Here is a 14,177-nt window from a genome sequence, read left to right on the forward strand (position 1 = left end):
TGGCTCGCTCGCGGTATCGTCCTTCAGCACGTCGCCCAGAATGACGTGTCCGCCCTCGTAATCCGCAGGCCCACCTGTCTCCGTGACAAGAGACAGTGCAAGCGCGACCCGGAGGGAGGGATGCCGGCCAGGGCCAACCCGTTCAAGCAGTCGCCGGCCGAGATAAGGCGCGCCCGACAACGGGCTTGTGAGCAGGCCATTCGCAATGGCCGCGATAGATTCAAGTGAAAGAAATCCGACCTTGTTTGCTGATACAACGTGCCGGAAGAACCTTTCCACGTCGAGTGACGGGTCGCACTGGCGAAGTTGCGCCCACTCGCGTTCAATTTGACCCAACCAGCTGGAATCTGCCGACATCAGATTTCGCGTCCTGTGGTGAGTGAAGAGGGTGATGATACCTCACCGCACCTCTCGCCTGCGCCCCGTCATTGGTTGGCGACGCTCGTCAGGTACTCGAATGTTGGCGCACTCAAGACGGCGGCGGGGCGCGGGTGTCCCGCTGCTGAATCTTAAACGTATGTGAAGTCGCCGAGTTGGGTCTTGAGATAACGACCGGCACACATGAACATCACGCCGGACTATTTCGGCAGTTGAAGTTCAAACCGGCGGAGAGGCGTTCCGCATCTTCACGAGCGGCTTCCTCGCCTGCCGGGTGACACCATCGTTAACGTCGTGCATGGCTGAAAGAGAACGCCGACGAGATTCGAAAGGCGTTGGTGCTTGAACCACGCTGACATGTACGGTGGCTACCTGACCGAACCGATTAGTCCACCGCCGACTTCGGCGTCATCTCCCTTCACAACGAGGGCTACAGGGAACACTGCGGACACGGCTTTATCGCGCTGTCTACCGTGGCTGCCGAATTGGGCTGGGTCCAGCGCAAAACTCCCGAGACTCGCATCGGCATCGACGCGCCATGCGGTTTTATCGAGGCGTCGACGGCGAGCATGCCGGCAACGTTCGTTTCGAGAACGTTCCATCGTTCATCTGGAAGCAGGATGTCACGGTCGAGACCCCGTCGTTTGACAAGGTCCAGGGCGACATCGCTTTCGGTGGCGCGTTCTACTTCTACACTGACGGCGCGCCTCACGGCCTCGAAGTGCGGGAGTCTTCTGTCGAGGAACTCATTCGCTTCGGCGCCGAGGTCAAGGAGGCTGCAAACAAGGCCCATCCGACATCCGGACATTCCGGAAATCAACCACATCTACGGGACCATCATTGCTAACATGCCGCGGCACGTGGGCTCCAAATATGTGACGCTCGGTCACCTTGCTCGTGACCGAAACCTGCGCGATTCAAAGCGCGGACTGCCGTGGCATGTCCGAAAAGTGTGTGATTCCTCACCAAACCTGTCCGAAAACTGTGTCTTTCTGGACGAGTTAGGTCTGCCGCTACCAGCGCAAGGTACAGGAGCGCAAGTTACCGGGACGTCGGGATACGCCGATGGATGATGAAAATCGGGTGCGGTGTTGATGATGTGGCCGGCGTCGGCCCGTCTGACCAAGAGTCGCGGAATGGATTGGTCTCGTGGTCGTTCGGGCTACCTTTAGACGCGGACGCGTGCCGCCAACGCATTCAATCTTTTGCAATCCGCGGTGTCCCGGCGACCAAGACTGACCTAGAACGAATGCACAATTCCGACAACAACCGCAAGTTGGTTCGCACCGGTCGCGATTGGGGTGGTCGACCCTGTTGCACTCAAAGCAGATTTTGCGCTGTTGATGACGTACGTTATATCTGTGTAAAGCATGGTGCGTTTCGATAGCAGGTAATCTGCGTTGACCCCTGAACTCACCGCGTGCGCAGAAGTTGTCCGGAACGCATGATAGTAAGAGGCCGCCGATACTTGAAACGCGGGCGTTATCTTATAGCGGAGGCCTCCAAATGCCATGGTCTGAGGCGGGGAGGCGGCAAGCGTAGCGACAATGTCGTTCAAAAGAAGTTCGTAACCAGCGTAGAAGGTCGCGTCACCGATGGTCCACGAACCGCCCGCGAGATAGCGTCGTTCGCTGTTTCCGGACGAGGCGACAGTCGTGCCTTGGCGCTGCTCATAAACCAAACTCAGATTAAACGGGCCTTGCCGGTACCGGCCACCGACATCAAATTGCTTGCCAACACGAAACTCTCCTGGGACCTGGGCACCGTTGGTAATCGTCGAATCGTAGCCAAAACTGTAAAGCGCGTTGAGCTCGAACGGGCCAGCATGCCCCAGATACTCGAGCGCATTATCTGCGCGTCCAACAAACTGCGAATCCTGCGCCGAAAGTCCATAGCTAGAATAGTTGAGCGGGTCGAGCGTCAAGAAGAAACGATACATCGGCGTCATTTGCCGCCCAGCCATGACGGCGCCAAACTTGTCGCTCTCCAGTCCGACAAACGCCTGGCGGCCAAACAGCCGGCCTCCTTGTTGCAATGTCCCGTTATTCGTCGCAAAGCCAGATTCGAGTGTGAAAATCGAGCGCAGGCCTGCTCCTAGGTCCTCCTTTCCGGTGAAGCCCCAACGAGAATTGATACGATTGCCGGTGTTTATGCGAAATACGTTGCCGGCACCTTGCTTGGCAGCATGAGTTACGTACTCGACACCCGAGTCAACAATGCCGTATAGCGTTACCGAGGACTGAGCGTGCACCGCGATACTCGCCGAAGAACATATCGTAGCGGCGAGCACAGTCCTTGCCAGTTGGGTAGTGTGGTTCGAATTCAAGCTTATCTCCTTGTATATCTTTGTAGGTGTACTAATTTATAGATTTTGCATGTGACCGAATTGCTCGACTCGCGTCACACCTTGTGTAGCGGTTTAGACCTGGGCGATGCGCTTGCCCACGAACAACATCGCTATCATTCCGACGACTGGCCCGATAGCGAGCGTGAGAACCGCGAGCACGATGGAGTGTGTCCCGCCGTATACATGCCCGACGGCCAAAGGAGACACAGCACTACCCAGCTGCCAAATCGCGTTTGTCCAACCGGCGCTCGCTCCCGCCAGACGTTTTCCGGATGCGTCGCTCACCTGTGCCATCAGCACCGGCAGGTAGCCGTATGAGAATGCGCCCAGAACCGGCGCGACGATATAAAACTGTGTGACCGTCGAGCACATCCCGAAAATCACAAGCATGATGGCGAACGCGACGAGGACCAGGATGGACATCAGCCGCCGTGAAATTCCGGGCAGGTCAGAAATCCATCCGAGCGTCGGCTTCGCGATGACAGCGCCGATGCCGAAGGACGCGATGATTGAGCCAGCCACGACTGGGGATATTCCGTATTGCCGCGTCATCAGAGCATTTCCCCAAGCACCAAATCCAACGGTCGCCCAAAGTCCGCCGCACCCGGCAATCGATAGAAAAATCAGGTTGCGATTGCGCAAGAGGCTGAGCATCTCCTTTGCACTGTTCCGTGTCGGGGCTCGCTCGCCTCCTGGACGATTCTTGAGAAACAGAAGGGAGACGATGCCCCAGGCAAATGTGGCAATGCCCAGCATGCGGAAAGCGCTGGACCAACCGTACTGGGCTGAGATTGACGGCACAATTGCGTTCGCGAGCACCACAGCCAGCGATGTCGCCGTTGTGTAGATGCCCATCGCTCGGCCACGGTCTCGTGTGAACCACGCTGGAATCACTTTCATGCCAGCGGAATAATCTGCGCCGGCGGCAAAACCCATTGCCAGTTGAATCAGGATACCTACTGTCAACGACGTCGTCTCACCAAAGCAGAATGTGAAGACGCCCAACGGCAGCAAGGCAAGTGTCATCATGACCCTTCCGCCGAGGACGTCTGTCAGCATGCCGCCGATGATGTTTGCTACAACATACCCTGCGTAGAACGCGGTCACGAAGGCGCCGAGTAGCGAAACCTGGATGCCAAGCGATGAGCCAACGGGCGCTGCGACCGTGCTCCATGCGACGCGGTCAACATAGCTGAGAAGGAATGCTGCCCAAACGATAAACAGAGCAACCCAACGATAAGGGCTTGCCTCCGTTTCACCGGCGTTTGATGCGGCCCAGACCGCGCCCCGGGCGTCACTCGATGACGTCAGATTCTTTTCCACGACTCCTCCAGGAAGGGCGTGCGTTTGCCGCCCTCTTTTTCTTTCGTTCGACATCCGGCATTCAAAGAACGCAGGGCGTGTATTGCCGGATTGCAGCGTTACAGGTCCAGCACGAGCCGCCCGGATTTCGAGCGTGAGCAACACGGCAGGAACCGGTCGTTGCGTGCCTGCTCCTCCGGAGACAGGAACAGGTCCCGATGGTCTGGCTCCCCGTCGAGTACGCGAGTGAGACAGGTTCCACAGATGCCCTGCTCGCACGAAACTGGAACATCAATTCCAGCGTCCGCAAGGGCTTGCGTCACTGTGCGGTCTGCGGGAATCGCCACCGTTTTCCCTGTGCGTGCGAGGGACACTTCAAACGTCTCATCGGATGACGTGTCGACGGCGGGGGCCGAAAAGAACTCATAATGGAGCCGATTCTCCGGCCAGCCCTCGGCGCGCGCCGCATCCAGCACGGCGTTCATGAAGCCTTGCGGACCGCAGACGTAAAGATGCGTACTGGAGGTTGCCTCTTTAAGCAGGCACTCCAGGTTGAGTCGTTGTTGCTCGTTTTCGTCGTCAAAGTGGTATTGCACCCGCTCGGACCAGGGTTCGTTCGCAAGTCGCTCTACGAACGCTGCGCGTGAACGTGAGCGCGCACAGTAATGCAGTTCGAAGTCTCCGCCTGCACGGTCAAGGTGCTGCGCCATGCAGAGTAGCGGCGTGAGTCCGATGCCCCCGGCTAGCAGGAGATGCGTAGCTGGGCCAGACGTGAGGGCAAAGTGATTCCGAGGTATGCTAACCCGCAGTTCCGCTCCTTCGTGGACTGCTTCATGCATGCCCGCGGAACCACCCCGAGACTGAGGCTCACGCAATACGGCAATCTGGTAACGAGTCCGCTCGTGGGGCGCGCTGCAAAGCGAGTATTGCCGCACATGTCCCGTAGGCAAGTGGACGTCAATGTGTGAACCGGCATCGAACGCGGGCAAATCGCGACCGTCGAGGCTCACGAGTTCGAAACTGACGATGCCATCAGCCTCGACATTTCGTCGCGCAACGCGAAGGGTCATTGTGGAATCGTTCATCGCTCTTACCGTCACATAATCGATAGACCGCCGTCGACCATCAGCGTGGTGCCGGTGATAAACGACGCCTCGTCGCTCGCAAGCCAGAGAATTGGCCATGCGACTTCCTCCGGAGATGCCCATCGACCTATCAACGACGTGTCCTGCCTTTGTGTCCTGAGCACCTCGACGCTCTTTCCGGCTGCGTTTGCACGATTGACGTGGAAGTCGGTGAGCGTCGAGCCCGGGCAAATGGCGTTCACGCGGACGCCCTGGTCCGCTTCCTCAAATGCGAGAGTACGCGTCATTGCGAGCATGCCGGCCTTGGTCGCGTCATACAGACCCATGCCTTTGCGACCCGTCACCGCGTAGCAGGACGACACGTTGACGATGCTCCCAGCGCCCGCAGCTCGCAGACGCGGCAGCGCGGCCTTGCAGTAATTCGATGTTCCCACCAGATTCACCGACACCATGCTTTGCCATTCTTCTGGCGTCGCATCGGCGAGCGTGCTGTAGTTACGCATCGCGGCATTGTTGACGAGCACGTCAAGTCGGCCGAACGTACGCGTGGCGAGTTCGACTGCTGCAGTCGCCTGGTCAGCGCTCGCGACGTCAGCGACATACGTTTGAACCCTTGCTTCGGAGTTGCGGCTGAGCAGGTCGTCGCAAACCTTGGCGAGCGCTTGTGCATTCGCGTCCACGAGGACAACTGCTGCGCCTTCGTCGCAGAATATGCGTGCAGTCGCGGCCCCGATGCCACCTCCGCCGCCTGTAATCAGCGCGACCTTGTCTCTAAGTCTTAAACCTTGCATCTCATGCCGGCATGACGCCGGCCTCCTTTGATAGAGATGAATGACAGACGTTGTGCTCGCTCAGATGGAGTAAATCGGCTGGCCTTTCCCGTCCGCGAGGTGAATAACAGCCCACTCTTGCGGCTTCTGGTCGCGCGGAAGCAATGCGCCCGCAGCACGCACCCGCTGCTGGTCGGCATCGATAGCGGGAGGTTGGGACTCCTCCGTCAGCGCGGTGGCGGCCTCGTACAGCATGCGTCGAGCCATTACGATGGCGCGGTCCGTCGGAAGCAATTTCTCTTTGCTGTGGTCCTGGATAGTCCCCATGCTTTCTTGCAACGATGCGTCTTGCATCGCGAAGCCAAAGACGCCCGAGTACGCGCGCTTGTCCTTCTGTGCCTGACGGTCAATGAGGTAGTCGTTGGCTTTGTTGGCCTTCGGACGAAACGTTCCCGGTTCGTATTCGCAGTGAATGCCTTTGCCCGCATTCAGGTCGTTCATTTCTTCCTCGGACAACGGACGGTCCGGTCGGAAATTGATGCTCCATGACCAGCAGTTGTGGTCGTCAATCGGCACCCAGACGTGGCCTGCCAACGAGTGGTCGCCAAACGGAGGAATCAGCGTGTACCACGGGAAGAGCCACTGGGTGACGCGCCAGTAGAACGAGTTCGGCTCGCCATTGCGTCGTCCAAAGAGCGTGAGCCCGAACGGCTGCTTCTCGATTTCGAAAATAACGTTGCCGTCGGCCTTGATGTACTCGAGCGCTTTGGTGCCCTGATGCATCGGGTCTTCGTCGACTTCATAACGATGCACGTACGACACGTGGCTCGTGTCGATGCCGCCTTCCATCGCCTGAAGATAGTTCGACTCCTGCAGACGCTTGGACACAAAAACGTGGTCCGCTGGCAGATTGCACCATTCGAGGTCCGGTGGTGCCGGCTGTTTGTCCTTCGGCCCCATGTAGGCCCAGACAATGCCCGCGCGCTCGATACACGGGTAAGCCGTGATGCTCATGTGTTTGCACGCTTGCGGCGCCGACGGCACTTCCACGCAGTTCCCGTTTCGGTCGAACTTGAGACCGTGATACGAGCACCGGATGCCGTTTTCCTCGTTGCGGCCGAAATACAGCGACACGCCACGATGCGAACAGAACTCGTCAATCAGTGCCGCATTGCCGTCTGAGTCGCGAAACGCGAGCAGCTTTTCGCCGAGGATTTGTACCCGCACGGGCGGACAGTCTGGCTCGGCGACTTCGCTCGCCAGCAGAATCGGCACCCAATAGCGCCGCATCAGGTTGCCCATTGCGGTGCCCGGACCAGTGCGCACCAGCGTTTCCGACATGTTCTTGTCCATGCTCAACTCCAAATCGTTTGTGAGATTGTCCGTCTGATGAGACCGTGATTTCATTCTACGGACAGGCGGCGTAAACTTCAAGCATGGGGAGATAGGGGATTTCTCTACAATGGCGCAGACGGCATCGCCCAAAGGGATAAGGAAAAATGGAAGAAAAGAAGGCGCACGAGAGCGTTCGCGCGGTTGAGCGGGCGTTGGAGATACTTTTGGCGTTCAAAGCTGGGGACAAATCGCTGACGGTTGCTGAACTGCTCACTCGAGTGAATCTCAGCCGTCCAACTCTGTATCGGCTACTTAATACGTTGGAGCAGGCAGGGTTTCTTTCCTCGTCGGGTGAACCGCAGCGGCTCCAGCTGGGTAGGTCGGTTGCACAGTTAGCTCACGTTTGGCTTAGTGACAACCGAATCGCGGAACTCGCTCAACCGGTGCTTCGAAATCTTTGGGAAGCCACGTCGGAGACCGTCGCTCTGTTCGTTCCTGACGACACGGATCGGATTTGCGTCGCCGAGTTAGAGAGCAATCAGCCACTCAGCTTCCGACGTGGCGTCGGCTATCGCGAGAAGCTCGTGCGCGGGGCGAGTGGGCGCACGATTCTTTCGCAGATGCGCCTCACGCCAGACGAGCTGCGGCGCTATCTTGTTGACCCCGACCAGGATGTGTCGGCGCTAATGAGTGATTTCGAGCACATTCGCACCAAGGGGTTCGGCACGAGTCAACACGAACTGATTGAGGGTGCAGTCGCTGTGGCCGCGCCATTCTTCAATGGCGCGAATCAGGTTGCGGGTTCGCTTTGTATTTTTGGTCCCAGCGTCCGCGTTAACGAGCAGCGTGTTGCTTTTTTCGGTGAACTGCTCAAGCAGGCGACTGGCAACCTATCGCGACTGCTTGGACAGCATAAGCCTTGAACCTTAGATATTCGAACGCGGTGTCGACTCCTGAGTACATGTCCAGTCACGATATTCGACCGTTTCGAGTGAAGCTAACATCTTCGTTGAATACGTCATGCGTTGCCTCGCCGCTGTTGACGATGCCAAGGACCGCCGAGCCGCTGGTGAAGATCAGGGTCTTGCCCGAGCCTTCGACAGCGCCGAGCATCGCGCGAATTGCGTCCCGATCCTGCGCGAACGTTTCAGCACTACCCGCCAGCGATCCGATGCTTGCCGTGCTGACTATCGTGTCGACTTCGGCGACCGCACTGATCAGGCTCGCTGTGTCAGCGAAGTCGCCAGCAACAGGGGTGATGCCGGCGAGGCGAAGCCGCCCAGCGGAATCTTCCGATCGCGCAAGGCCGAAGACCTCGTAGCCGCGCTTGACGAGTGCCCTGGCGGCAGCGCCACCGATATAGCCGGTCGCTCCGGTTACCAGAATCTTCATCGTGTTTCTTTCTGGCGGGGTCGGCATGCTTTGCTGCTGTTTCATATCCACTTCGAATTGATCTGAGAGTTAAAACCGCCGTACAGACCCGGCGAATGCCCATGCGACTCGCTCACACCCGACGGCGCTCCTTGAACGACACAGAACCATGTTTGGGTTGACCGACCGGGTCGATGTCCTCGGATTTCGCGGCTACCCGATTCGTCGTCACTCGCTTCGCGTGCCGCCTGAAATGCGAAAGTCGGCGCCGCTCCTCAATGGCTTCCTGCTTCGTCAGGTAGGTCCGTGAATGCAATTCACTTTCCTGTGCTGTGATCGCCCCACGTTCTGTTAGCCGTGGAGTCCCATCTTGCCGCTGGCCATGGCTGCGATGCGAACAACCAGCGTTCGCGGAAGCAATCGCGACAACCACGTAGCGGCTCGCACGCTTGTCCGGCCGGGGTAAGCGACGACTTTCCTTTGGTCGAACGCCTTCAGTGTTTGCTGAACGACCGAATCCGAGCTGTCCATGTCTTTGGGCGACACGTTGGTCGACACCCCATCAAAGAAGCTCGTTGCTGTAGGCCCCGGGCAAGCAGCCATCACGTGAACACCCGTTCCTGCGAGTTCAAATTGCAGCGCCTCGCTGAAGGAAAGAACGAACGCCTTGGTCGCAGCGTAGGTGGCCATATAGGGGAGTGGCTGAAAGCTTGCATTGGACGCGAGGTTGATGATGCCGCCACTGCCACGCTTTGCCATGCCGCCGCCAAACACGTGGCTCAGTGTGGTGAGCGCGTGTACGTTGACCTGGATCTCAGACTGCTTTTTCCCAAGTTCATGCGAGAGAAAGCTGCCGGTCAGACCAAGCCCTGCATTATTGATCAGCAGGTCCACCTGAACGCCACGGCGCTCGAGTTCCTGAGCGATCCGCTGAGCTGCGTCGGGATCGCCGAGGTCCGCGTCGAGCGGGATGGATTCCACGCCGTACCTCCCAGCAAGGTCGGTCGCCAGGGCCTGCAATGCGTCGGCGGATCGGGCGACTAACACCAGGTTCATGCCGCGCGCGGCAAGGGTCTGTGCAAAGACTTTTCCAAGCCCTTTGGACGCGCCGGTGATCAAGGCGGTTGAACCGCGATAGACAAACATCTTCTGCTCCTTGCTGCGGGTTGGACCGGTATTGACGTTGCGCGCAACATCGGACTTCAGGAAAGGCTGAGCGCTTCACTGACCTTGTCGGATGCCGCTGCTTCCGGCGCAACGGGATAGTCGGTGTAACCGCGCTCGTCGCCGCCGAACAGCGTGCTGCCGTCGAAGCTGGCCAGCGGGAAATCTTCGGCGAGCCTGCGCGGAAAGTCCGGGTTGGCGACGAATGGTCGGCCGAAGGCGACCAGGTCGGCATACCCGCTGGACAGAACCCAATCGGCACGCGCCTTGTCATAGTTGCCCGCCACGATGATGGGACGCTTGAACCGGGCGCGAATGGCCTTGCGGAATTCCTCGGTGAATTGCGGTGCGTCGTCCCAGTCCGCTTCGGCGAGGTGCAGATAGCCAATACCGCGTGCCTGCAAAAATTCGATGGCTGCGAGGATGGTCGGCAAGATATCGGGACACGCCATGCCACGGGCAGTCAGAAACGGCGCGAGGCGAATGGCGGTGCGCTCTGCGCCCACTTCGTCCGCCACGGCATTGACGACATCCTTGAGAAAACGCAGGCGGTTCTCACGCGAGCCCCCATATTCGTCGGTGCGCACGTTGGACTTGGTACGCAGGAACTGATCGATGAGGTAGCCATTGGCGCCGTGGATCTCGACCCCGTCGAAGCCCGCATCGATCGCATGGCGAGCGGCCTGGCGGAAATCCGCGACAACATCGTCGATCTCGTCGCGGGTCAGTGCGCGCGGCGTCGGTGAGGCAACCATGGCACCCATGCCGGTGGTGGGATCGACCTTCCAGATCTGACCATCGAAGGAGACGGCGGAGGGTGCCACCGGCAACTTGCCGTTCTGGAAATCAGCGTGGGACATGCGGCCCACATGCCAGAGTTGCAGGAAGATCCGGCCGCCTGCCGAGTGGACCGCATCGGTCACCAGTCGCCATCCGGCGACCTGCTCGGGACTGTAGATGCCCGGCGTGAACGAATACCCTTTGCCCTGAGGCGAGATCTGAGTCGCCTCGGTCACGATCAGGGCGGCCGAGGCGCGCTGTGCGTAGTAGCGGGCGTCTATCGCGTTGGGCACGTCGCCGGGCTGGGTGCTACGAGCGCGTGTCATGGGTGCCATGACGACACGATGAGCGAGCGTGTGGCCTGCAACGACTACGGGCGTGAAAAGCGGCGTGGCGGTGATTGACATCATGCTGGTCTCCGGACTCCGTTAAGGATGTAGCGGATTATGCGGAGTCCGGTGCCGTTTGATAATCGGGATACCATTTGAATCATTTTCAAAAAAAACGGAAATATCATGGACAACCTCGGAGACATCCGGCTTTTTGTTGAAGCGGCAAGCCTTGGTGGGCTGTCGGCAGCAGGACGCAAGCTCGGACTCTCTCCTGCAGCCGCGAGCGCACGTCTGCTCAAACTTGAAACGAGCCTGCATACACGGCTCTTCGAGCGCACGACGCGGCAGTTACGGCTGACGGAGGAGGGCAGGATCTATCTGCTTCATTGTCAGCAGGCGCTTCAATCCCTTGACGACGCTCATGCGGCGTTACAGGCCGGTCGCAGTATCGTTCGCGGAAAGGTCAGGATCTCGGCGACATCGGACTTTGGCCGTCATGTCCTCAAGGGCTGGCTCGATGAGTTCAACGTGCAGTATCCGGAGGTCAGTTTCGCGGTTGTGTTATCGGATTCGTTGTTGAATCTGTTGCACGATGACATCGATCTTGCCATCCGGTTCGGCGTGCCACCGGACAGTTCGTTTGTCGCGCGGCGTCTCGCGCCCAATCGACGCGTGCTGTGTGCATCGCCTGAGTATGTGGCAACGCATGGCGTGCCTGAGCACCCGCAGGATCTGGATCGCTTCGACTGCATCGTCCTGGCGTCAGCATCCGGTCTTGCGAACGAATGGCGGTTCACGCGCAACGAGGAGGTCGAGACTAATACCGTACCGCTGGCAAATTCCCGAGAGACCAACGATGGTGCGCTTGCTCGCGAGTGGGCGGTGGCGGGTCACGGCATCGCCATGAAATCGATATGGGACATTGGATCTGATCTGCGCGTGGGGAAATTGACTATCCTGATGCCGGATTGGCGGTCTCCGGATGTCCCCGTGCATGCCTTGTATCAGCCCAGCCGGCACATGGCACCGCGTGTTCGGGCGCTTCTCGACTTCCTGGTAGAGCGCTTTGGCAAAGCGACGGGTGACCTCGACGCCTGGTTGAACGTCGACGCCGCGGCCGGTTAAAAAAGAGACGGATAACGTTTCGCAAAGCTAATCAAGTGGGCCGTTGCTGTAGTCATGTTCGACCAGCAGTGGGAACCGCCGTGCACTGTGTCGAGCGGTTGGACGGCCGCCGCAACCTTGCCCAACGAAAGACCGCTATACCTTTGGAAACTGCCCTAGCGATGCCCCCAGGTCCAAAGGCGGTTGTGGGTCGACAAGCGCCGGTCGCGGACATCAGGGGTTGTGCCCATGACGTGATTGGCAGGAACTGGCCTGAACAGACGAGCAAACAGTTGGGAAGCATCCGCGCAGTCAGGTCAAGCAACGCCTTGCGGAATTCACTTCCACGTGCCATATCGCAAGACGTACGATTTCAAGACTCCACCGGTTCGCCGCGAGCAACGCCATCGGATGGCGCACCTTGCGACCACCCTTCTCGTCGACAGAAGTCGAGTACACGTGCGTATGCTGTGCCCGCAGGCTTCAGCGTTTTCAATACCTCCGTGACTGCTCCCGTTTGCTTCCGGCTGAAGCGTTTACCGGACATGGCTTTCACCCACCGGAAAAGCGCCGCCTTAGCAGGGCACACGCCAATTGCAGCCATTGGATCCCAGTACCTGATCGAGGTCAGGCGGGCCAACGTTGCACAGGTGCTAAACAAGCGCCGTGCGGAAATGCGGATCGCCAATTATCGTTCGGGCGCGGGTTACCTGGTGGACCGACTTCACGCTTGACCGAACCGCAAGCCCTAGCGGCCGGTTTGATCGCGGGTTTCTCAACGGCCGGCTGAACATGCCGTGCCAGCGGAGGTCCAATTTAGTGTTGTCTTCGACAGGTTGGGGCCATGTCCCACGCTTCGTTTGTCCACGCTCACGCTGCCCACGCCGATTGGCGGGTGGCTCTCGCCGAGTGCCAGAGGCAAGTTCAAACCCAAATTGCGGCCCGTGCGGCGCAGCTTGACGAATCCGCTCCGTTCACGCTCGGTTGGTGTTATGTGAGCGACTATTTCGCACCCGCGGCCGAGGCGATCCTCGACGAACTGCACCGGGGTCAGCGAGGCGTCGCCTGGGTCGGTACGGCCGGTGTCGGCGTGGCCGCCAGCGGCATCGAATACATCGACGAACCGGCCCTGGTGCTGATGCTCGCGCCGCTGCCACGTGAATCGTTCCGGCTATTCTCCGGTCTGCAGCCCCTGCCTGCGACATCCTCCTCCGGGTTCGTGGCCCATACCGCGCTGGTCCATGCCGAGGGCAGCACGCCGGACGTGCAAGAATTGCTGCACGAATTGAGCGCCCGCACGACCACGGGTTATCTCTTCGGCGGCCTGTCCTCGGCGCGAAACCGTCCGCTGCACATGGCGAATGGCGTGTTCACCGGGGGAGTGTCCGGCGTGCTCTTCGGCCCCGAGGTCGGTCTGATCTCACGCGTGACGCAGGGCTGCCAGCCCATCGGGCCGGTGCGCGCCATCACCCAGGCCGACCACAATCTGGTGGTCACGCTGGACGGCAAGCCCGCACTCGATTGCGTGTTGCAAGATCTTGGACTCGACCGGGATCTGCCAATCGATGCATTGTCGCAGGCGCTGTCTACCACCCTGGCGGGCTTGAGCACCGGCGCCGAGGACGTGCCGAAATGGCCTGGAAAGTTCGGCGCGGATACACTCGTGCGGCACCTGGTGGGCGTGGATACCCAGCACCGCGTCCTGGCAATTGCGGATCGGGTCGAGCCCAGCATGCATCTGGCCTTTTGCACGCGCAATCCCGAGGCCGCCCGGGTCGATCTGGTGCGCATTGCAACGGAAATCCGCGCGGAACTGGAAAGCGGCACGGCGGGGCACATGTCGGGCGCCCTATATGTCAGTTGCTCGGGACGGGGCGGGCCGCACTTCGGAGCGCGGCATGCGGAGTTGCAGACGGTGCGAAATGCGCTAGGTGAGGTACCGCTGGTGGGATTCTTCGCCGGCGGCGAGATTGCAAGGAATCACCTTTACGGCTACACCGGCGTATTGACGGTCTTCACGAGCCGGGACTGAGGCGCCGGACGGTTCTGATTTTTGCCACAGCACGAAGACGATCCATACTACGTTTATCCACCAGACCCATTCGTACGCTGCCCTGACAGATTCATGCACGCCCTCTTCAAACCATGGCTTGTCAATGACGCGTTTGGCGACCCAGGTCTATACGTGGACTTTTGCGACGAACGGCGT

The 14,177-nt window shown here is 59.4% G+C and carries 11 protein-coding genes and 2 pseudogenes; 4 read left to right on the top strand and 9 right to left on the bottom strand.

Features of this window, described 5'->3' with window-relative positions:
* Positions 1–357: pseudogene (locus tag PQR42_RS44865) on the bottom strand (sel1 repeat family protein); the annotation flags it as partial.
* 223 nt (positions 358–580) lie between these two features.
* Between PQR42_RS44865 and PQR42_RS44870 the strand changes: the two are divergent.
* Positions 581–1,247 (top strand): annotated as a pseudogene (locus PQR42_RS44870) (proline racemase family protein); the annotation flags it as partial.
* A 371-nt stretch (positions 1,248–1,618) separates the two neighbouring features.
* On the opposite strand, the gene PQR42_RS44875 reads toward PQR42_RS44870, so the two are convergent.
* The 5 genes from PQR42_RS44875 to PQR42_RS44895 form a co-directional block, all read right to left on the bottom strand.
* Positions 1,619–2,704 (bottom strand): porin, encoded by a 1,086-nt coding sequence (locus PQR42_RS44875; RefSeq protein ID WP_408495968.1) that lies wholly within the window; start codon positions 2,702–2,704, stop codon positions 1,619–1,621.
* A gap of 93 nt (positions 2,705–2,797) precedes the next feature.
* Entirely contained in the window at positions 2,798–4,048 is a 1,251-nt protein-coding gene (locus PQR42_RS44880; protein WP_408495970.1) for an MFS transporter, read from the bottom strand.
* Between the two features lie 98 nt (positions 4,049–4,146).
* Positions 4,147–5,112, bottom strand: a complete 966-nt coding sequence (locus tag PQR42_RS44885; RefSeq protein ID WP_408495972.1) for a PDR/VanB family oxidoreductase — start codon at positions 5,110–5,112, stop codon at positions 4,147–4,149.
* Between the two features lie 11 nt (positions 5,113–5,123).
* On the bottom strand, positions 5,124–5,903 hold the full coding sequence (locus PQR42_RS44890) for an SDR family NAD(P)-dependent oxidoreductase (protein WP_408236664.1): 780 nt from the start codon (positions 5,901–5,903) through the stop codon (positions 5,124–5,126).
* 60 nt (positions 5,904–5,963) lie between these two features.
* Positions 5,964–7,235, bottom strand: a complete 1,272-nt coding sequence (locus tag PQR42_RS44895; protein ID WP_408495974.1) for a Rieske 2Fe-2S domain-containing protein — start codon at positions 7,233–7,235, stop codon at positions 5,964–5,966.
* Between the two features lie 146 nt (positions 7,236–7,381).
* Between PQR42_RS44895 and PQR42_RS44900 the strand changes: the two genes are divergently transcribed.
* Complete coding sequence (locus tag PQR42_RS44900) at positions 7,382–8,140, top strand: IclR family transcriptional regulator (RefSeq protein WP_408495976.1); 759 nt, start codon at positions 7,382–7,384, stop codon at positions 8,138–8,140.
* Positions 8,141–8,186: 46 nt separating this feature from the next.
* Here PQR42_RS44900 and PQR42_RS44905 read toward each other — a convergent pair whose 3' ends face one another.
* The 3 genes from PQR42_RS44905 to PQR42_RS44915 form a co-directional block, all read right to left on the bottom strand.
* A complete protein-coding gene (locus tag PQR42_RS44905; protein WP_408495978.1) occupies positions 8,187–8,654 on the bottom strand; it encodes an NAD-dependent epimerase/dehydratase family protein in 468 nt (155 codons plus the stop codon).
* A gap of 285 nt (positions 8,655–8,939) precedes the next feature.
* Positions 8,940–9,734 carry an SDR family NAD(P)-dependent oxidoreductase gene (locus PQR42_RS44910; RefSeq protein ID WP_408495980.1) on the bottom strand — a complete coding sequence of 265 codons (795 nt, stop codon included), beginning with the start codon at positions 9,732–9,734 and terminating at the stop codon, positions 8,940–8,942.
* Positions 9,735–9,790: 56 nt separating this feature from the next.
* A complete protein-coding gene (locus PQR42_RS44915) occupies positions 9,791–10,939 on the bottom strand; it encodes an alkene reductase (protein WP_408495986.1) in 1,149 nt (382 codons plus the stop codon).
* Between the two features lie 108 nt (positions 10,940–11,047).
* Here PQR42_RS44915 and PQR42_RS44920 point away from each other — a divergent pair, with 108 nt between their 5' ends.
* Positions 11,048–11,989, top strand: coding sequence for a LysR family transcriptional regulator (locus PQR42_RS44920; protein WP_408495982.1), 942 nt, complete (start codon positions 11,048–11,050; stop codon positions 11,987–11,989).
* Positions 11,990–12,812: 823 nt separating this feature from the next.
* Positions 12,813–14,000 carry an FIST signal transduction protein gene (locus PQR42_RS44925; protein ID WP_408495984.1) on the top strand — a complete coding sequence of 396 codons (1,188 nt, stop codon included), beginning with the start codon at positions 12,813–12,815 and terminating at the stop codon, positions 13,998–14,000.
* Positions 14,001–14,177 lie beyond the last annotated feature (177 nt).

It is taken from the genome of Paraburkholderia sediminicola, assembly GCF_046027355.1.
Taxonomy (GTDB): domain Bacteria; phylum Pseudomonadota; class Gammaproteobacteria; order Burkholderiales; family Burkholderiaceae; genus Paraburkholderia; species Paraburkholderia sediminicola_B.

Coding starts and splice junctions, on each gene's coding strand:
- PQR42_RS44895 (WP_408495974.1), bottom strand. CDS start 7,235: ATGGACAAGAACATGTCGGAAACGCTGGTGCGCACTGGTCCGGGCACC.
- PQR42_RS44900 (WP_408495976.1), top strand. CDS start 7,382: ATGGAAGAAAAGAAGGCGCACGAGAGCGTTCGCGCGGTTGAGCGGGCG.
- PQR42_RS44890 (WP_408236664.1), bottom strand. CDS start 5,903: ATGCAAGGTTTAAGACTTAGAGACAAGGTCGCGCTGATTACAGGCGGC.
- PQR42_RS44920 (WP_408495982.1), top strand. CDS start 11,048: ATGGACAACCTCGGAGACATCCGGCTTTTTGTTGAAGCGGCAAGCCTT.
- PQR42_RS44885 (WP_408495972.1), bottom strand. CDS start 5,112: ATGAACGATTCCACAATGACCCTTCGCGTTGCGCGACGAAATGTCGAG.
- PQR42_RS44910 (WP_408495980.1), bottom strand. CDS start 9,734: ATGTTTGTCTATCGCGGTTCAACCGCCTTGATCACCGGCGCGTCCAAA.
- PQR42_RS44925 (WP_408495984.1), top strand. CDS start 12,813: ATGTCCCACGCTTCGTTTGTCCACGCTCACGCTGCCCACGCCGATTGG.
- PQR42_RS44915 (WP_408495986.1), bottom strand. CDS start 10,939: ATGTCAATCACCGCCACGCCGCTTTTCACGCCCGTAGTCGTTGCAGGC.
- PQR42_RS44905 (WP_408495978.1), bottom strand. CDS start 8,654: ATGAAACAGCAGCAAAGCATGCCGACCCCGCCAGAAAGAAACACGATG.